Source organism: uncultured Ruegeria sp. (assembly GCF_947504215.1).
In the GTDB taxonomy this organism is placed as follows: Bacteria; Pseudomonadota; Alphaproteobacteria; order Rhodobacterales; family Rhodobacteraceae; genus Ruegeria.
On record NZ_CANNGO010000001.1, the window covers coordinates 837,526 to 856,985 of the forward strand.

Genomic DNA, 19,460 nt, shown 5'->3' on the forward strand with positions numbered 1-19,460 from the left:
TCAGGCGATTAGACCACAATACAGCAAAACTCGGTCCGTTGTCCTGTCATTTAGCGAATATACTAACAAAAAGCCCGGAGAAACCATGTCACATAACCTGCGTACCCGTATCGATACCCTGACCTATGCGGACCAGACCGCAATTCTTGATGCCCTGATCCATCAGGCGGCCCTTACGGACGCAGATCGCAGTGCAGTTTGCGATGCAGCCGCGCAGCTTGTTCGAGACATCCGATCGAACACATCACCCGGTATGATGGAGGTCTTTCTGGCCGAGTATGGCCTGTCCACAGACGAAGGCATCGCCTTGATGTGCCTTGCCGAAGCGCTGCTCCGCGTTCCCGATGCGGATACGATCGACGCGCTGATCGAAGATAAAATCGCGCCATCGGACTGGGGTAAACATCTGGGACAGTCCTCATCATCTTTAGTTAACGCATCAACCTGGGCGTTGATGCTGACGGGCAAAGTCCTGGATGAAGGCAAGGCATCGCCGGTCGGTACATTGCGGGGTGCGATCAAGCGTCTGGGCGAGCCGGTGATACGAACCGCCGTGGGACGCGCCATGAAAGAGATGGGGCGCCAGTTTGTGCTGGGCGAAACGATCCAGTCCGCGATGAAACGGGCCAGCGGGATGGAGGAGAAAGGTTATACCTACTCCTATGATATGCTGGGCGAGGCTGCGCGGACAGACGCGGATGCGGCGCGGTATCATCTGTCATATTCCCGGGCCATCGCCGCGATTGCCGAAGCTTGCACACACGACGACATCCGTGCCAATCCCGGTATCTCGGTCAAGCTGTCGGCACTGCACCCAAGATACGAATTGGCCCAGGAAGAACGGGTGATGAAGGATTTGGTCCCGCGCCTGCGCTCTCTTGCACTGCTGGCGAAATCGGCCGGAATGGGCTTGAACGTTGACGCCGAAGAAGCTGATCGCCTGTCGCTGTCAATGCAGGTGATCGAAACGGTGATGGCCGAACCGGCGCTGGCCGGTTGGGATGGCTTTGGCATTGTTGTTCAGGCTTACGGCCCGCGTGCCGGGCTGGTTCTGGATACGCTTTACGAGATGGCCCAAAGACACGACCGCAAACTCATGGTCCGTCTGGTCAAAGGTGCCTATTGGGACACCGAAATCAAACGCGCGCAAGTCGAAGGTGTCGACGGCTTTCCGGTGTTTACCCACAAGGCTGCAACCGATGTGTCCTACATCGCCAACGCCCGTAAGCTTTTGGGTATGACCGACCGCATCTATCCTCAATTCGCCACGCACAATGCGCATACCGTCAGCGCGATCGTACACATGGCCGAGGATCAACAGTATGAATTCCAGCGCCTGCACGGCATGGGTGAGACACTGCATCAGATTGTGAAGGACCAACAGGATACGCGCTGCCGCATTTACGCTCCGGTTGGCGCACACCGTGACCTGCTGGCCTATCTGGTCCGACGGCTGTTGGAAAACGGGGCAAATTCGTCCTTCGTCAATCAAATCGTAGACGAGAACGTGCCGCCGGAAGAGGTCGCTGCAGATCCCTTTAGCACCATTCAGACACCGCCTGCCCCTTTGCCGACCGGACCAGAATTGTTCCAGCCTGAACGACCAAACTCAAAAGGCTTCGATCTGTATCACACCCCGACGCTTGACATGATCGACGCCGCGCGGGACCAGTTCCGAACCTCTGATTGGCATGCTCGACCGCTATTGTCAGACAAAGCCAAGCCAGGGTCAGATGAACCCATCGTCAACCCAGCCGATCCCCAAGACGTGCCCGGTACTGTTTCGCAGGCGAGCGCTGAAGATGTCGAGCTGGCGCTTGCGTCGGCAAGCCAATGGCGCGTTCAGGCCACCGAACGCGCCCGTATCCTGAACGCTGCAGCGGATCTATACGAAACGCATTACGGTGAACTCTTTGCCCTTTTGGCACGTGAAGCGGGAAAGTCTCTGCCCGATGCGGTTGCGGAACTGCGCGAAGCGGTCGATTTCCTACGCTACTACGCCGCCAATATCCCGGATTCCGATCCAGCTGGTACGTTCACTTGTATCAGCCCATGGAACTTCCCATTGGCCATCTTTTCCGGTCAGATCGCGGCAGCTTTGGCCACGGGCAATGCAGTTTTGGCAAAGCCTGCGCCACAAACACCTCTGATCGCACACCGTGCGATTCAACTTTTGCATGGGGCCGGAGTGCCCCGCGATGTGTTGCAATTGCTGCCGGGTGGCCCGGCTGTTGGCGCGGCATTGACCTCGGATGCGCGCGTGTCCGGTGTGGCCTTTACTGGATCAACCGTCACGGCGTTGAAGATCAGAACAGCAATGGCCGAGAACATGCGCCCCGGAACGCCGCTGATTGCGGAAACCGGTGGTCTTAACGCAATGATCGTCGACAGCACAGCCCTGCCCGAGCAGGCCGTTCAGTCCATCATCGAGAGCGCGTTTCAGTCGGCAGGTCAGCGATGCTCGGCGCTGCGCTGCCTGTATCTGCAGGAAGACATCGCCGAAGATGTACTGACAATGCTCAAAGGCGCGATGGACGCCTTGTCGGTTGGGAACCCATGGATGATCTCAACCGATTGCGGTCCGGTCATTGACGAACTGGCATGTCAGGGCATCGCGGATCATGTCGCACAGGCGCGCAGCGAGGGGCGGGTTCTCAAGGAACTTGGCGCACCTAACAAAGGAATATTTGTTGCCCCCACATTGATCGAGGTCTCGGGTATCTCGGCCATGGAACGCGAGATCTTTGGTCCCGTCTTGCACGTTGCGCGCTTCAAAGCTCAGGAAATCGACAAGGTCATCGCCGATATCAACGCTACCGGCTACGGGCTGACCTTTGGCCTCCATACCCGGATTGATGACCGGGTGCAGCACGTCACCGAATCGATCCACGCGGGCAACATCTATGTGAACCGCAACCAGATCGGAGCCATTGTCGGATCGCAACCGTTTGGTGGGGAAGGTCTTTCCGGCACCGGGCCGAAGGCGGGCGGACCCAATTATATGGCCCGGTTCTGTGCACCGGATCGCCAAGCTGCGACGGGTACTTGGGACGCCAAGGCAGATCTGCCCGCGCCGCAGGCGCAACCTGCCGCGATCAAAACCCAATCTCTGCCAGGTCCAACCGGCGAGTCCAACCGCCTGAGCGAATACCCTCGCCCACCGTTGTTATGCATGGGTCCCGGAGAAACCGCGGCGCGCGCGCAAGCGGAGTCTGTGATGACCCTTGGTGGGACTGCAATTCAAGCGACGGGCATGCTGGACCTGCATCGGTTGGAAGACCTGACCGAAATCTCAGGCGTCTTGTGGTGGGGCGATGATGAGACTGCACGTCAGATCGAGCTGTCTCTGGCCCGACGGGATGGCCCTATCCTGCCCCTGATCCCGGGGAAGCCAGACCGGACGCGTGTACTGGGCGAACGTCATGTTTGCGTCGATACCACAGCAGCGGGTGGCAACGCCGCCTTGTTGGGTGGTGCGGCATAACCTTGCCTTGACGCTGGGCGCGGAAAAGCCCAGCGTCGCGCCATGTTTCCTATTCGCGACCATAACCCTTCGGGGCGTACCCCTTACGTCGTCTATGCCCTGATGGCGGCGAACATTCTGATCTTCCTCAGCTATGCCGGGATCATGAATGACGCGCCACTGATCAACAGGTTCTATTTCGATTACGCGATCATCCCGGCGCGGATCAGCGACGGGGTGGCCTTCGAGACCTTCGTGACGTCAATGTTCCTGCATGGCGGCTGGATGCATCTGGCGGGCAACATGCTGTTCCTGTGGATCTTTGGCGACAACCTCGAGGACGAAATGGGCCATGTCCTGTTTCTTGTCTTTTACCTCGTCGCAGGCATCGGAGCCGGTCTGATCCATGTGATCACCGCACCCGAGTCGGTTGTGCCGACAATAGGGGCCTCTGGCGCGATTGCTGGTGTCATGGGCGGCTATCTGCTGCTGTTCCCGAAGGCGCGTGTGGATATCTTGCTGATCCTGATCGTCTATTTTCGCGTGTTCACGATACCAGCCTTTGTGATGCTTGGCGTCTGGCTGGGCATGCAGTTTCTTGGCAGCCTATCCAGCAACCCGGACGAAGGCGGCGTCGCCTATTGGGCACATACCGGCGGGTTTGTCGTCGGGTTGCTTCTATGCGTTCCGCTGTGGCTTAAGCGAGGGGGCATGGCGTTTTGGAGTCAAACCCACGGGCACCCACCACATCCAGAGGCAAAATACCCCTTGTCCCGTTCGAGAATTCCAAAGATTCCGCGCAAGTGACTGTGGCCAGCCCAAGTAAGGAGCTTAGTCTCGGATCACTTTGGCGAACGTGTCAAAGATCGGTTCGTTCGCACAAATGACTTCACCGTCAGTCAGAATATCACCTTCGGGATTCAGAGGCTGCACAAAACCGCCCGCTTCTTTCACGATGATGATCCCTGCCGCCATGTCCCATGCGTTCAACCGGCGTTCCCAAAACCCTTCGTAGCGACCGGCGGCGACATAGGCCATGTCGAGCGCGGCAGCACCCCAACGGCGGACACCGGCGCAAGCGGGCATCAGACGCGCGAGATCTTGCAGTGTAGCGGGCAGGTCTGAACGGCCGCCAAATGGCAACCCTGTCGAGAAGATGGACTCGATCATGCGATGCCGTCCAGACACGCGAATTCGCATATCGTTCATCCAAGCGCCTTCACCTTTTTCGGCAAAGAACATCTCGTCCTTAGCAGCGTCGTAGATCACACCAGCGACGATATTGCCTTTGTGCTCAAGGGCAATTGAAACGGCCCAATGCGGCAAGCCATGCAGGAAGTTGGTCGTACCATCCAGGGGATCGACAATCCAGCGGCGGGTTGGATCTTCACCGTCGATCGACCCGCCCTCTTCGGCCAGCCAGCCGTAAGTCGGGCGCGCGCCCAGAAGTTCTTCCTTGAGAATTGCTTCAGCAGCGATATCAGCCTTGGAGACAAAATCACCCGCGCCCTTCATCGACACCTGCAAGTTCTCGACTTCACGAAAATCCTTGACCAAAGAACGGCCCGCCTTGCGCGCGGCCTTGATCATGATGTTGAGATTTGCACTGCCAACCATTGTCCAAAGGCTCCTGTCCGGTCAAACCGCGCGTATACTGACGCTAGGCGCCCTTGCCAAGAGGAATGATGCGCATAGCTGCCCCGCAAGAAACGCCGCTACTGAGCCTGCAGCTTACGCGCCTCGTCACGCGCCAGTTTCACCAGCTCTTGCACAAAGGGTTTTTCCAAATCTTCGGAGCGAACGGCTGCATACAGGCGGCGGGTTATACCTTCTTTTGTCAGTGGTCGCGTAACATAGTCCGAGTTGTATTTGACCTCTCGTACGACCCAATCCGGCAGGACCGAAATCCCGCGATTAGATGCGACCAACAGCAATATGACTGCCGTCAGTTCGACCTGTCGGATCGTTGCCGGTTCGACCCGTGCAGGGATTAGCAACTGGCTGAACACGTCCAGCCGTGTTCGTTCCACCGGATAGGTAATCAGGGTCTGGCCACGGAAATCTTCGGCTTCGATGAATTCCTTTTGCGCCAACGGATGCGAAGAGGCTGCAACGAATACCGCGTTATAGTCGAACAGTTCGACAAACTCGACACCTGGCAAATCCTCGGGATCCGAGGATACAACCAGATCGACCTCTTCCTTTTGCAACGCAGGCAGTGCGTCGAAGGCCAAACCCGGACGAATGTCGACATCCACGTCACCCCAGGACTTTCGAAACGCCTCAAGCACCGGGAACAACCACTCAAAACAGGCATGGCATTCAATTGCGATATGCATTCGGCCAGTGCGGCCATCCCTGAGCGATGAAAACTCGTGCTGTGTGGCCTCAACCTGCGGCAAAATCTGCTCGGCAAGGCGCAACAGACGTAAGCCTGCAGCAGACAGTTTCATAGGTTTTGAGCGACGCAGAAACAACTCGACCCCGGCCTGATCTTCCAGGCCTTTGATCTGGTGGCTCAACGCTGACTGGGTGATATTCAGCTGATCTGCCGCCCGCGCAAGCCCACCACATTCATGGATCGCTTTAACTGTCCGCAAATGCCGAAATTCAATATGCATGATTTACTGCGCTCATGTTGTTCTTGAACAATATGAGTTTGTCTCACAATGCGTCACATGGCACAAGTGGCCTAATTGATCCAATGAGGCCGTTATGACCAAACCTGAAATTTCATTCGAGTTCTTCCCTCCAAAATCTCTGGAAGCGTCATTCCGCCTTTGGGACACCGTGCAAACGCTGGCCCCAATAGACCCGCGGTTCGTCTCGGTCACATACGGTGCTGGTGGCACGACCCGAGAGTTGACGCGGGATGCTGTTTCAACTCTGCACAAATCCTCGGGGCTGCCCGTGGCTGCGCATTTGACCTGTGTCGATGCCTCCCGGCAGGAGACATTGGACATCGCAGACACCTTCGCCCGCGCGGGTGTTCAGGACATCGTTGCGCTGAGAGGCGACCCCCCCAAAGGCCAAGACCGGTTCGAACCGCATCCGGAAGGGTTTGCCAACTCGGTCGAGTTGATTTCCGCGCTGGCTGAGACCGAGATGTTCTGCATTCGTGTCGGCGCCTATCCGGACACTCACCCCGAGGCCCAAAGCGTCAGTGCCGGGATTGACTGGCTCAAGGCCAAACTGGACGCTGGGGCCGACGAAGCTCTGACCCAGTTCTTTTTTGAGGCCGAAACCTTTTTCCGCTTTCGGGATGCCTGTGCCAAGGCTGGTATCGACAAGCCGATCGTTCCGGGAATATTGCCGATCGAGAACTGGAAAGGCGCGCGTAAATTTGCCCAGCGCTGTGGTGCCCATATTCCGAACTGGCTGGACCAGGCATTCGACAAGGCCGTTCGCGATGATCGCGAGGACCTGCTGGCGACCGCCCTGTGTACGGAACTGTGCTCGGACCTAATCGACGGCGGCGTCGACAAGCTGCATTTCTACACGCTCAATCGTCCGGAACTGACGCGCGACGTCTGCTTTGCGTTGGGCATCACGCCCAAAACGGAATTGCAAAACGTCGCTTGATTCCCAAGCCTGCCTGCAAAACGCCCGGGTCACTAAACGGCCCGGGTGTTTTTGCGACCATATTTGTGTGATCCATTTCACAGCTCAGCGTTTCGCCGAATTCCAAAGACGGAACAATCCGGTCGTCGCATCTAAATTGTAGCGGCAACTACCCTCAAAGCTCTGGAAAAATTGACAAAAATGTGGCGCTGCTCACACTGAGGATGTGTAGTTGTTTTTAGTTTAATGAGTGATTTGAGTATGGAGCCTGTAGATAAGATAAATGCGCGCACTGACGCGCTGGCGGACTTGGGACTGGCCGCAAATGCCAGCCCGGATGACATTCGAAACGCATGGCGGCAGATTGCCTTCCATGCCCATCCAGACCACACGGGCGGTGACTGTGCCGACTTTTCGCGCGCTAAAGTTGCCTATGACTTTCTGCGCAAACAGGGGCTCACCGTCAAAGGTGCCGCGAATTCTGCAGCGCGGCGGCCCCGGCGCCCGCGTCTAAAAAAGCGCATGATCGAATTGGCCCAGCAAGAAATCACGTCTTGCCGGGCACTGCTGAACCCGGAACAGGCGCTCTCACACGACTCAGGGTTACGTGAGACCGTGCCAGACAGAGAACACTTCAAGGCATCGGATCACGTCCCGGAAGCCATAGGATGCTATGGGCGCAATCTGACTTATTTCGTAACCACTTCGGTATGTGAAGGTGCAAACCGCGTGGCTTTGCCAACAAGTGTTCTAACCAACAACCGGCATATGGAAACGGAAGTGCTAAGCTTTCAATCAAAAGACATAGGCGCTGGTGAAGTCGTCGTTCCCGACACCATCTGCGAAAGCAAATTTCCAGGCGCCAAAAGTGTTCGGATCAGGTTTGAAGCCAATCAAGACATGCGTGACGAATTCTGGTTGGCCAGTTAGGTCGCAAAGAAAAACCCGGCTCGTGAGGAGCCGGGCTTGATTATTACATATTACAAACTTTTAGTTTGTGACGGGACCTTCCGAAGTGAACTTGGGAATAACGCTGGACGACGCATCCGCAGGCTCGATGCCGGGCCAATTGCCTTCGGCCAGATTGATATTGCCAGGGACGTCTTCTTCCCAGAAACCGACAACAACATCAGTTATGTTGAGGTACAGCTTGTCATCAACGATACGCCACAGGTTCGGGTTCGCCGGAACTTTGCCGCCGCGCGACACGCCATAGGCGCAGTGGCCATCATACTGTGGCGCATAGTAGGCAGGGTTCTCCAGAAACTTATCGCGGTTTTCTTCCGAGGCAAAAGCCCAGGTAGCGCCGTTATAGTCTGCGGTGATGTGAGCTTGCCCACGCACAGGTTCAGGCTGAGACTGGCCAACGGCAACCTGATCCAGGCTGCGGTAGGCAACCACGTCGTAGCCAGAAACGGCAAATCCAGTTCCATCAACATATTGCGGACCGGCAAAAGCCGGAACGGCAAGGGCAATGGCCGCTGCGATTGAAAGGGCAAAACGTTTCATAAGGACAATCCTTTTCATGTCATCTGCATCAGGGGTGCCGTGTTGGCGCGATCACGCAGACAATAAGCGATTCTTCCCAACTTCGTAGTCCTGCTCGCGCCGCTGTGACCACGGACGAAAAAACGTGAGAAGTTGCCCGCTGATTATTACAGGTTATGTCCCATGTTCGGGGTTGGAACATGAAAGTTGCAACATTAGCTGTAGATGCGTCGGGATCGCGGCCCCGAAAACGTCAAGAAAGGCAAAAGATGAGCGACCAATCCACTTACACTCCTCCAAGCGTCTGGACCTGGGACAGCGAAAGCGGCGGACAATTCGCCAACATAAACCGACCAATCGCCGGAGCCACCCATGACAAAGACTTGTCTGTTGGGCGCCATCCTCTGCAATTGTATTCTCTGGCGACCCCCAATGGTGTCAAAGTGACCATCATGCTCGAAGAGTTGTTGGCACTCGGCCATGAAGGTGCCGAGTACAATGCCTGGCTGATCAATATCGGCGAGGGGGATCAGTTCGGTTCAGGTTTTGTCGACGCCAACCCGAATTCCAAGATCCCGGCGCTTTGGGATCGGTCAGGCGAAGAACCCCTGCGTGTGTTTGAAAGCGCGTCGATCCTATTTCATTTGGCTGAAAAATTTGACGAATTCCTTCCCAAGTCCGGCCCCGAACGCACCGAGGTCATGAACTGGGTATTCTGGCAGATGGGCAGCGCGCCGTATCTGGGTGGTGGGTTTGGGCATTTCTATGCTTATGCGCCTGAGAAGTGGGAGTACCCAATCAACCGGTTTGCAATGGAAGCTAAGCGCCAACTGGATGTTCTGGACCGGGAACTGGCCGGCAAGACCTATATCGCAGGCGAGGACTACACGATTGCCGATATGGCGATCTGGCCGTGGTACGGTCAATTGGTGCTGGGACGTCTTTACAGCGCGGCTGAGTTTCTCGATGTAGATTCCTACAAAAACGTCATGCGATGGGCCAAACTGATTGATGATCGCCCTGCCGTAAAACGCGGTCGCATGGTCAATCGTCCCTTTGGCGAGCCGCATACGCAGCTTCACGAGCGTCACGAAGCCAGTGATTTCGAAACGCGCACCCAAGACAAGCTGGAAGCCAGCGTCGACTAACGTTACGCCATACCTCATCACGCGGCGCGCAGGTGCTGCGTGATGTCCTGCCCTACAGCTTGGTTACTTCAGGATCGGCGGTTTGTCGGGATTGCTGCCTGGGACCTGTCGCACCGGATTAGCCACTTCCGGCTGCGGTAGATCAAATCTTAAACCCGTTTTTGCCAGCAGTGCCGCCGCCGCGTCTTCGGGTGCAAAAAACCCGACATCCATTGCGCCCGCTTCTATTCCTGAAAATGTCAGTGCTTCGGAGGCTGCCTTGGCCAGCGCGGTTTCTGCGCCTTCAATTGCGCCAACAAATCCCAGTAGATGCCCCATCGCCCCACCGTCAGATTTTGTTGCCACCAAGTAAGCCGCGTGGGCAAATCCTCCGGCCGTCGCCAGCTTGGCGTCCAATGCAGTCAACAACTTGTCCGGCAGGCCAGATGGCGGCAAAAACTCTGCCAGTTTTTCCTGCACTTCCTCAGGGGTGTGCTGCAACGTTGTTGCCAACCAGCCCAGCGCCTCTGCCGGGATCAACATCGACGAGGGGGCGGTTTCGAGGTTTAGCCCCATGCCGATCCCCTGCCCTGCCAACATTGACGACAATACCCGGCCAGACAACGCCACATAGGGTACGGGACGACCCGCGAATTGCGCCAATCGTTCCTCGCGGTCAAAACCCAGCACGAAACGCCCATCCGCAACATCAAACACTTCGGGCGAGATGTTTTCATCCCGCGCTTCTTCGGTCAGCATCAGGAACAGCTCGCTATCCGACAACCGTTCAAAAAACTTAAGCCTGCTGGCATCATCCTGCGGGGCAGCCTGCATCTCGGCATGGGCGGCGTCCAACGCCGTGGTCTCAGTCATTCAACACCTCTTGAACCCTAGCGCGCAAGACCGGCAGCAGATCAGCCTCGAACCATGGGTTTTTTTTCAGCCATGCCGTATTGCGCCACGACGGATGAGGCAAGGCAAAGACCTGCGGCGCATAGTCCTGCCAATTTCGAACCGTTTCAGTCACCGAACTGCGCACGCCGAGATGGTATTTATGCGCATGCCCTCCGACCAGCACGGTCAAGGGAACCTGTCCCAACGCCCGCATCACCCGATCATGCCAGGTAGAGCTACAAATGGCAGGCGGCGGCAAATCCGCCTTCCGCGCGTCATAGCCTGGGAAACAGAACGCCATCGGCACGATGGAAACACGCGCCCGGTCATAAAATACTGTCTGATCTATCCCCAACCAGTCGCGCAAACGGTCCCCTGACGGATCAGTGAAAGGTCGCCCCGATTCATGAACGCGGGCGCCGGGTGCCTGACCGGCAATCAGAATAGGAGTTCCCGGCTGAAACCACACGACCGGGCGCGGCTCATGCGCTGTTTCCGTTTGCGCAAATGTGTCAGCGCAAATCCGGCATGCGTTGATTTCGTCTGCCAAGCTTTTCATTTGACTGCAAAGCGTCCCCAGCTGGTTTCTATGCACATCCGCACAAAAAGATTTTATCGTCGAAACATGATCTAACGCTCCGCCCTAAGCAGCAACCAAACATCACGTGATCCCCGCCACTGTTGGTATACATTGATCATTTGTTTCATAATTCGACATAATGTAGCCAACATGAGACACTAGGAAACACGTTTCATCGCCACCCTACAAGAGCGACAAACAAACGGAATGAGCAGCAGGCCGCGAATGCTAGAATTCGAAAATGTCAGCAAATCCTTCTGGACCGGGACAAGCCGCAAGGTGATCCTGGATCAGGTCTCATTCCGGATTGAACTGGGGAAATCTATTGGCATTCTGGCCCCAAACGGGACTGGAAAAACCACTCTAATCAATATGATGGCTGGCTTGGAGAAGCCCGATGAAGGAGTGATACGGCGCGAGTGCAGGGTATCGTTCCCGATGGGTTTCACGGGCGGCGTGTCCGGCAAGATGTCTGCACTCGAAAACGCACGATACATCGCCAAGATCTACGGAATGGACCCCGATTACGTCGAAGCATATTGCAGTTGGCTGTGCGGTCTAGGAGAGTACTTCAACCAACCGCTTGCGACCTATTCTTCGGGAATGCGCGCAAGGTTTACGTTTTCCCTGATGCTGGCACTGGATTTCGACATGTACCTGATTGACGAGGGGATGCCATCAACGACCGACGTTGAGTTCAACAAAAAAGCAGGTGCGATTTTGCAGGAAAGACTGCGTACGACGACCATCGTGATTGTGTCGCACAGCCCATCGATCCTGGAAAAATTTGCGCAGCAAGCCGCCGTTCTGCTGGACGGGCAGCTCTACATGTTTGAGACCTTGGAAGAGGCAAAGCAGTTATATGACTACGAAACCCAAGGTTAAGAAATACAACTGGCGCCGCAAAGGTCAGGGCGAGGGTACGGCCGATGCGCGGTCGGATGCGATTTCGCGCATCCGCAACGCAACACAATCCCCCGCCGCCGTGAACGAACCGCAACCCGGAACAGAGCTGGACGAAATCAAGCGCGAAGGTTTGACGGGCCGTCAACTGCGCATCGCGCGACGACTGGCCCAGAAAAACGGGTTGGCCGCGACATCAGACTATGACGCTGTACGTTTGTTGCGCAAAAAGGGTATTGATCCGTTTGAGCGCACAAATCTGCTTGATCTGGCATCCGTGTCAAAACCCAATGACGACAAGAAGGCCAAGCCGAAAGACAAGATCCAAATTCAATTGCCGCAGACGGTTCGTGAAGGACCTCAAAACCTGCCCGGTCCGGAACTGAGCCCGTCTGAGCGCCGCAACTTTGAAATTGGTGAAATTCAAAAAGACATTGCACGGCGGCGGCGGCGCAAACTGTTCGCGCTTTTTGCACGGTTGGCGGCTTTCGTGATCTTACCGACATTTGTCGTTGGCTACTATTTCTACCGTGTAGCGACGCCCATGTACGCCAGTGACTCGTCTTTTTCGATACTGCAGGCCGATGGCGCGGCGGGCTCGATCGGCGGTTTGCTGTCCGGCACACAATTTGCAACGGCGCAGGATTCCATATCGGTTCAGGATTTCCTGGAATCCAAAGAGGCCATGCTGCTGCTGGATCGTGACGCTGGTTTTGCCGATGTCTTTAAGCAGGACTGGATCGACCCAATCCAGAGATTGGAGGCAAATGCGACACTGGAAGACGCGTACAAGCTTTACACTCGGATGATTACGATCGGCTATGATCCAACGGACGGGATCATCCGAATGGAAGTCGCGGCCCCAGACGCGCAGACATCCACCGAGTTTTCTGAGCGTCTGATCTCTTACGCCGAGGATCGGGTGAATACACTGTCGGGGAAAAAACGCGAAGACCAGATGCGCGAAGCCCGTCAGAGTTTTGAGGCGGCACAAGAATCACGCAGGTTGGCGCAAGAAGACTTGATCGAGCTGCAACTTCAGGGCGCCGTTCTGGACCCGGAAAACGTAATCGCCGGATTGCGTGGCCGTATCAACGAGCTTGAAATCCTCCTGCAAGACAAAGAACTTGAGTTAGCCGCTTTGCTCGACAATTTACGGCCCAACAAGGCCAAGGTCGACGGGGTCAGCGCCGACATTACCCGGTTGGAGAAAGTGCTTGAAGAATTGAACGCAGAGATGTTGGACGCCTCTGCCGGCGAAAACTCGCTCGCGCGATTGAGTGTTCGAATCCAGATGGCTCAGGCTGATCTGGTGGCACGGGATATGATGCTGCAAACGGCAATGCAGCAAATGGAAGCCACCAGAACAGAAGCGAACCGGAAGGTGCGTTATCTGACGGTGTCGGTAAACCCCGTCCCAAGCCAGGAACCCAGTTATCCGCGCAAGTTCGAAAATACGATTTTGGCTTTCCTGTTGTTTGCTGGTATCTACCTGATGATCTCGCTTACCGCGTCGGTCCTTCGTGAACAGGTATCCTCGTAAGACAAATGAAACATGTAAAAATCTCCGACCTGACGGTCGGCAACGATCTTCCGCTGACCATCATCGCCGGCCCCTGCCAGCTTGAGACAGCAGACCACGCCCAAATGATTGCGGGCAAAATGAAAGAAGCCTGTGATGCTGCCCGGGCGCGGTATGTATTCAAAGCCTCCTACGACAAGGCCAACCGCACGTCGCTGTCTGGCAAACGCGGCATGGGGATCGACGGTGGGCTTAAGGTTCTGGACGATATCCGCAAAACAATGGGCATCCCTGTCCTGACCGATGTCCATACCGAAGCACAATGCGCCATCGCGGCCGAGGCGGTCGACGTTCTGCAAATCCCTGCCTTCCTGTGCCGTCAGACCGATATGCTTCTGGCAGCTGGTGAAACAGGCAAAGCAGTGAACGTAAAAAAGGGTCAGTTTCTAGCACCGTGGGAGATGCAGAACATCGTCGACAAGGTTGAAAGCACCGGAAATTACAACATCCTGCTGACTGAACGCGGCACGTCGTTCGGCTACAACACTTTGGTGGCTGATATGCGAGCGCTACCCCAGATGGCTCAAACAGGATACCCGGTCGTTATGGATGCAACCCATTCGGTGCAGCAGCCTGGTGGGATGGGCGGCTCGTCTGGCGGGCAAAGGGAATTCGCACCGGTCATGGCCCGAGCTGCCGTGTCCCTAGGGGTTGGCGCTGTGTTTATTGAAACCCATCAGGACCCGGATACGGCGCCTTCGGATGGTCCTAACATGATCCCGCTGGACCAAATGCCTCAACTTATTGACACATTGATGCGCTTTGATGCGCTGGCCAAAGCTAATCCTATTCAGATTTAACGATTGAGACTTGTCATGACCAAACCGATCCCCGAGGTGACACCAAACACCTGGAGCTTTCTGCGCGACGCGATGATCAAACCAACCGGATTCCGGGAGTACGACGCGCGTTGGAAGTATCCAGAAGAGATCAACCTGCCGGGCATGACAGCCCTTGGTGCGGGTCTTGGAACACAGATACGCAGGCGAGGCATCGAACCCGTTATCGCTGTTGGCAATGACTATCGCGACTACTCACTGGCCATTAAGAACGCGCTGATCCTCGGGTTGATGCAGGCTGGCATCAAAGTGATGGACATCGGCCCCGCGCTAAGTCCGATGGCGTATTTCGCGCAGTTTCATCTGGATGTGCCCGCAGTGGCCATGGTCACGGCCAGCCACAACCCCAACGGTTGGACTGGGGTAAAGATGGGCTTTGAGCGCCCCCTCACCCACGGCCCGGACGAGATGTCGGAACTGCGCGACATCGTCCTGAACGGTGAAGGTTCCGGCCACGCCGGCGGATCGTATGAATTCGTTGATGGCGTGAAAGAGGCATATATCGACGATTTGGTCGGCGATTTCAAAATGTCCCGCCCGCTCAAGGTTGTCTGTGCGACGGGTAATGGGACGGCCTCGGCCTTTGCCCCCGAGATATTCGAGCGGATCGGTGTTGAGATTGTTCCCAGCCACAACGCCCTAGACTACACCTTCCCTCATTATAATCCAAACCCCGAAGCCATGGAGATGTTGCACGACATGGCTGATTCCGTGAAATCCAGTGGTGCCGATTTTGCGCTGGGGTTTGACGGAGATGGCGACCGCTGCGGCGTTGTGGATGATCAGGGCGAGGAAATCTTTGCCGACAAGGTCGGCGTCATCATGGCGCGTGATCTGGCCAAACTTCACCCAGGCTCGACCTTCGTCGCAGATGTGAAATCCACCGGTCTGTTTGCCAGTGATCCCGAATTGCAGGCCCTCGGCGTAAAGGCGGATTATTGGAAAACCGGCCACAGCCATATGAAACGGCGGGTGAAGGAAATCGGCGCTCTCGCAGGGTTTGAGAAGTCCGGACACTATTTTCTGGCCGAGCCAATTGGGCGTGGTTACGACTGCGGGATGCGCGTTGCGGTCGAGATTTGCAAATTGATGGATCGCAATCCGGATCAAAGCATGTCCGATCTGCGCAAAGCACTGCCCAAGACTTGGTCCACCCCCACGATGTCGCCTTATGCTGCCGACACCAAGAAATATGACATCCTTCAGCGGCTGGTCGACAAGTTGGTCGACAAGGCCGACGCGGGTGACAGTTTCGCAGGCCGTGCGATCAAGGAAGTTGTTACGGTCAACGGGGCGCGGGTCATTCTGGACAATGGCAGCTGGGGTCTGGTGCGGGCATCGTCAAATACGCCAAATCTGGTTGTGGTTTGCGAAAGCAGCGAAAGCGAAGAAGAAATGCGTGCGATCTTTGCCGATATTGACGCGGTCATCAGAACCGAACCTGATGTCGGTGACTACGACCAGACGATCTGAGTTTCGGGGCGCTCAACGCGCCCCAACTCTGATGCCGATGCGTTTCAATCGGCACCAAAAAGTTTCAGCAGGCCTTTCTTCGCCTCCTCTTCAAGTTTGTTTTTGACGGCGTCTTCTATCTGGTCGCTATCCGTGATTGTTGTGTTCAACTCATCGCCGACCTTGTCAAAGACCTTTTGCTTGGCGTCGTCTTCCAGTTCTTTCACCTTCACATCCGCCGCAGCCTCGATGACCTTGGTCAGGTCTGGCTTGATCGAAGGATCGCTCCATGGCCCTACGATGCGAACCGGAACTGAAATCCCCGCGCCCGAGTTCGCGCGCAATGCAACCGGTGTGAACAAATAGTCGATGCTGCGCGCACCCAGATCGACGATACCCTCACCATCCGCACGGAAGTTTTTCAGGGTCATCAGCAAATCGTTGTTGGTCAGCACACCGCTGTCCATGACGTAGCTGGCAGTCAAGCTGTTGAACACTGTTGTGCCGCCCGACCCGGTGCCGCGCCCCATTAAACGGTCAAGATCAAATCCCGAGATCACGCCATTGCCGATCTCTACATTTCCCTTGCCACTGAGCGAGCGCATGATCTGGTCCTCAGTCTGGCCGACACCCAGAAATTCAAATGCGCCCGCGCCTGTTCCCGAAAGGCGTTCGATCCCGCCCAAAGTCGTCAGCGCTTGCTGAACATCGATCCCGCTGACCTGCAAGTTTCCCCCAACCGACAGCCCGTTGCGGTTATTGGCGACGACCTGACCGTTCAATTGACCGGAAAACAAAGTGGCCGGGTGCATTTGCAGCACCGCCCGCGACCGATCCAGACTCAGCGTGAGGTCACTGGGGCCAAGGGTCATGCCCGGCACCGCGATCGACTTGGCCGTAAGCCGAATCTTACCATTGGCCAAGGACAGCGCCGACGCATCAATCCGGTCTTTTGACCATCCTTCATCGACCGCAGGCGCCTGACCTGACCCTTGTCCAGAACCGCCTTCGCTTTCGGCAAAATTCGACAAATCAAGATTGCCGGCGTCCAGGCGCGCGGTGATCTGAGGTGGATCAGCGATCGTCATATCGGCTTCTCCGGTAAACATATTAGCATCCAGCTTCGCCACCATGTCGCGCAATGAAATACGTCCGTCTCGGGTATAGGTCATCTGGCCGGAAACATCTGCCGCTCGCCCCAGACCGAATGGAACTGCGACTCCGGATTGGCCAAACGCCGCCAGCATCTTTTCGGTGTCCTTTGTGATAATTTGAACTTTGCCGTCCATTTCACCAATAAGATTCACGCGCCCATCGAAACCAATTTCGCCACCTGGAGCTTTCAACGCCAAATCCAGCGGGGTCACGGTGCCGGATGCAAAGGCGGGCAAATCCGGGATCTTCAGATCGACCTGTACTGTACCTCCAGGCACGGCCATATCAGCCTCCATCACCATAGGTGCTGTGACGTCCGGCCAGCTGGCGGACAGATTGACCTGGGCAAAGTCCAGTGCAACCGCACCGTTCTCAACATAGACAAGGCGCGCGTTTGTCAGTTCGAGGCCGTCCAGAGTAACCGCACCGGGCGCTTCTGCCGTGGCAGAGCTTGCCGGGGTAGTCCCCGTAGACGTGGACTGTGCCGGAGCGCTGAGCTCCCAATTGCCGCGCCCATCAGACAGCTCAAGCCGCAGCACTGGATTGTTGGCGAAAACACGCTTAATCCGCAGGTCACCCTTGATCAAGCCCGCAGCGTCGACGCCAACGGAAAGGCTCTCGGCGCTCAACATGGGGTCTGGCCCGGCCCAGCTGGCATTGCCGAATGTCACCGGCCCAGTCTCCATTCCCAGAATGGGCCAGAATGACAGGTTAACATCACCGGAAAGTGTCAATTCACGCCCGGTCTGGGCCCGAACCTGTTCAGACAGAATCGCGGCCAGCTTGTCGCCCGGCATCAAAAGTAATGCGCCTATGACCAGCCCAAACGCCACCACCAGAATAAACAGAATGCGTATCAGCCATTTCATTTTCTGCTCTCCGCCTTTTTGGCTTTCCTTCGTTACGATCATTCAAACGACGCGCGGCATTTGCAAGGGGAAGCTTTCCCCACTATACGCCGCGCAATGACCACGAACCCACCAAACCTCCGCCCCGACCTGGCGCCAGCCGCCCGGATCACCGAGACGCCCCGCAGCAACCAACCGACAATCGGGATGGTTTCGCTGGGATGCCCAAAGGCTTTGGTCGATAGCGAACGTATCCTGACCCGGCTGCGTGCCGAAGGATATGGGATTTCGCCCGACTATGCGGGAGCCGATGCCGTGATTGTGAACACGTGCGGGTTCCTCGACAGCGCCAAGGCCGAGTCTCTGGACGCAATTGGCGAAGCTTTGGTTGAAAACGGCAAGGTCATTGTCACTGGATGTTTGGGGGCCGAACCGAACTATATCCGCGCGCATCATCCGCGCATCATGGCCGTAACCGGGCCCCATCAATACGAACAGGTTCTGGATGCCGTGCATTCCGCCGTGCCAGCTGACCCAAACCCCTTTGTCGATTTGCTACCCGCCCGCAGCGTTCAGTTGACCCCACGCCACTACAGCTATCTCAAGATATCCGAGGGCTGTAACCACAAGTGCAAATTCTGCATCATTCCCGACATGCGCGGAAAACTGGCCAGCCGCCCTGCTCACGCGGTGCTGCGCGAGGCGGAAAAGCTGGTCGACAATGGCGTGCGCGAACTGTTGGTGATTTCCCAAGATACATCGGCCTACGGTTTGGACCGCAAATACGATGTGAACCCATGGAAAGACCGCGAGGTTCGTAGCCATATTACTGACCTAGCCCGCGAGTTGGGGCAGCTTGATGCGTGGGTTCGACTGCACTACGTCTATCCCTACCCGCATGTCCGTGATCTGATCCCGCTGATGGCGGACGCAGGGTGCAACATATTGCCATATCTGGACATCCCGTTCCAGCACGCCCACCCGGATGTCCTGAGGCGTATGGCCCGACCGGCCGCCGCCGCAAAGACCCTGGAAGAAGTTCAGGCGTGGCGGGGCATTTGCCCCGACATCACACTGCGTTCAACCTTCATCGTCGGATACCCGGGGGAGACCGACGATGAATTCCAGACGCTGCTGGATTGGATGGATGAGGCGCAATTGGATCGCGTCGGGTGTTTTCAGTATGAAAATGTCGAAGGCGCAAGATCCAAAGATCTGCCGGATCACGTGCCCGCCGAGATCAAGCAAGACCGCTGGGAACGTTTTATGGAAAAAGCCCAGACAATTTCCGAAGCCAAACTGCAGGCTAAAGTTGGCCAGACCATAGATGTGATCGTGGATGAAGTCGACGATGAGGCAGCGACTTGCCGGACCAAAGCCGATGCACCAGAGATTGATGGGAACCTGTTCATTGATGACAGTTACGAAGACCTCAAACCCGGGGACATTGCGACGGTTGAGGTGGATGAAGCAGGGGAATATGACCTCTGGGGTCGTCTAAGGCCCTGAACTGCCTTTGAGCCTAATCTCGGGTCGGCGTAAATCCGCCCGTTGAACATCTAAGCATA

General features: G+C 56.3%; 16 protein-coding genes. 10 read left to right on the forward strand and 6 right to left on the reverse strand.

Translation table 11 applies throughout. The features are described 5' to 3' along the window. Positions 1-85 precede the first annotated feature (85 nt). Both putA and Q1B21_RS04115 read left to right on the forward strand, forming a co-directional pair. A complete protein-coding gene (gene putA, locus Q1B21_RS04110) occupies positions 86-3,484 on the forward strand; it encodes a bifunctional proline dehydrogenase/L-glutamate gamma-semialdehyde dehydrogenase PutA (RefSeq protein ID WP_299886215.1) in 3,399 nt (1,132 codons plus the stop codon). 42 nt (positions 3,485-3,526) lie between these two features. Then, positions 3,527-4,270, forward strand: coding sequence for a rhomboid family intramembrane serine protease (locus tag Q1B21_RS04115; protein WP_299886218.1), 744 nt, complete (start codon positions 3,527-3,529; stop codon positions 4,268-4,270). Between the two features lie 24 nt (positions 4,271-4,294). Here Q1B21_RS04115 and Q1B21_RS04120 read toward each other — a convergent pair whose 3' ends face one another. Continuing rightward, positions 4,295-5,080, reverse strand: a complete 786-nt coding sequence (locus Q1B21_RS04120) for an inositol monophosphatase family protein (RefSeq protein WP_298933606.1) — start codon at positions 5,078-5,080, stop codon at positions 4,295-4,297. 98 nt (positions 5,081-5,178) lie between these two features. Further along, positions 5,179-6,084 carry a LysR family transcriptional regulator gene (locus tag Q1B21_RS04125; RefSeq protein ID WP_298933608.1) on the reverse strand — a complete coding sequence of 302 codons (906 nt, stop codon included), beginning with the start codon at positions 6,082-6,084 and terminating at the stop codon, positions 5,179-5,181. Between the two features lie 94 nt (positions 6,085-6,178). On the opposite strand from Q1B21_RS04125, the gene metF reads away from it, so the two are divergent. Then, positions 6,179-7,045 (forward strand): methylenetetrahydrofolate reductase [NAD(P)H], encoded by an 867-nt coding sequence (gene metF, locus Q1B21_RS04130; protein ID WP_299886222.1) that lies wholly within the window; start codon positions 6,179-6,181, stop codon positions 7,043-7,045. A 240-nt stretch (positions 7,046-7,285) separates the two neighbouring features. Next, positions 7,286-7,954: a J domain-containing protein gene (locus Q1B21_RS04135; RefSeq protein ID WP_299886225.1), complete on the forward strand. Its 669-nt coding sequence runs from the start codon at positions 7,286-7,288 to the stop codon at positions 7,952-7,954. A 60-nt stretch (positions 7,955-8,014) separates the two neighbouring features. Here Q1B21_RS04135 and Q1B21_RS04140 read toward each other — a convergent pair whose 3' ends face one another. Further along, positions 8,015-8,533 carry a YHS domain-containing (seleno)protein gene (locus tag Q1B21_RS04140; protein ID WP_299886228.1) on the reverse strand — a complete coding sequence of 173 codons (519 nt, stop codon included), beginning with the start codon at positions 8,531-8,533 and terminating at the stop codon, positions 8,015-8,017. 248 nt (positions 8,534-8,781) lie between these two features. On the opposite strand from Q1B21_RS04140, the gene yghU reads away from it, so the two are divergent. Beyond that, the gene (yghU, locus tag Q1B21_RS04145) at positions 8,782-9,660 is read left to right on the forward strand and encodes a glutathione-dependent disulfide-bond oxidoreductase (protein WP_299886231.1); all 879 of its coding nucleotides are present in this window, start codon (positions 8,782-8,784) and stop codon (positions 9,658-9,660) included. A gap of 63 nt (positions 9,661-9,723) precedes the next feature. Here yghU and Q1B21_RS04150 read toward each other — a convergent pair whose 3' ends face one another. Continuing rightward, the gene (locus tag Q1B21_RS04150; RefSeq protein ID WP_299886234.1) at positions 9,724-10,512 is read right to left on the reverse strand and encodes an SseB family protein; all 789 of its coding nucleotides are present in this window, start codon (positions 10,510-10,512) and stop codon (positions 9,724-9,726) included. Then, positions 10,505-11,092, reverse strand: coding sequence for a uracil-DNA glycosylase family protein (locus tag Q1B21_RS04155; protein ID WP_299886237.1), 588 nt, complete (start codon positions 11,090-11,092; stop codon positions 10,505-10,507). The genes Q1B21_RS04150 and Q1B21_RS04155 overlap by 8 nt, the downstream gene beginning before the upstream one ends. Before the next feature lie 246 nt (positions 11,093-11,338). On the opposite strand from Q1B21_RS04155, the gene Q1B21_RS04160 reads away from it, so the two are divergent. Genes Q1B21_RS04160 through Q1B21_RS04175 form a run of 4 tightly spaced genes read left to right on the forward strand, consistent with a single transcriptional unit; the run spans position 11,339 to position 15,910 of the window. Continuing rightward, positions 11,339-11,998, forward strand: coding sequence for an ABC transporter ATP-binding protein (locus Q1B21_RS04160; protein WP_298933621.1), 660 nt, complete (start codon positions 11,339-11,341; stop codon positions 11,996-11,998). Then, the gene (locus Q1B21_RS04165; protein WP_299886240.1) at positions 11,976-13,559 is read left to right on the forward strand and encodes a capsule biosynthesis protein; all 1,584 of its coding nucleotides are present in this window, start codon (positions 11,976-11,978) and stop codon (positions 13,557-13,559) included. The genes Q1B21_RS04160 and Q1B21_RS04165 overlap by 23 nt, the downstream gene beginning before the upstream one ends. Before the next feature lie 5 nt (positions 13,560-13,564). Further along, the gene (gene kdsA, locus Q1B21_RS04170) at positions 13,565-14,398 is read left to right on the forward strand and encodes a 3-deoxy-8-phosphooctulonate synthase (protein WP_299886243.1); all 834 of its coding nucleotides are present in this window, start codon (positions 13,565-13,567) and stop codon (positions 14,396-14,398) included. A 15-nt stretch (positions 14,399-14,413) separates the two neighbouring features. Next, positions 14,414-15,910 (forward strand): phosphomannomutase/phosphoglucomutase, encoded by a 1,497-nt coding sequence (locus tag Q1B21_RS04175; protein ID WP_299886246.1) that lies wholly within the window; start codon positions 14,414-14,416, stop codon positions 15,908-15,910. Between the two features lie 44 nt (positions 15,911-15,954). On the opposite strand, the gene Q1B21_RS04180 is transcribed toward Q1B21_RS04175, so the two are convergent. Next, positions 15,955-17,913, reverse strand: a complete 1,959-nt coding sequence (locus Q1B21_RS04180) for an AsmA family protein (RefSeq protein WP_299886248.1) — start codon at positions 17,911-17,913, stop codon at positions 15,955-15,957. A 96-nt stretch (positions 17,914-18,009) separates the two neighbouring features. Between Q1B21_RS04180 and rimO the strand changes: the two genes are divergently transcribed. Continuing rightward, positions 18,010-19,401: a 30S ribosomal protein S12 methylthiotransferase RimO gene (rimO, locus tag Q1B21_RS04185; RefSeq protein ID WP_299886251.1), complete on the forward strand. Its 1,392-nt coding sequence runs from the start codon at positions 18,010-18,012 to the stop codon at positions 19,399-19,401. Positions 19,402-19,460 lie beyond the last annotated feature (59 nt).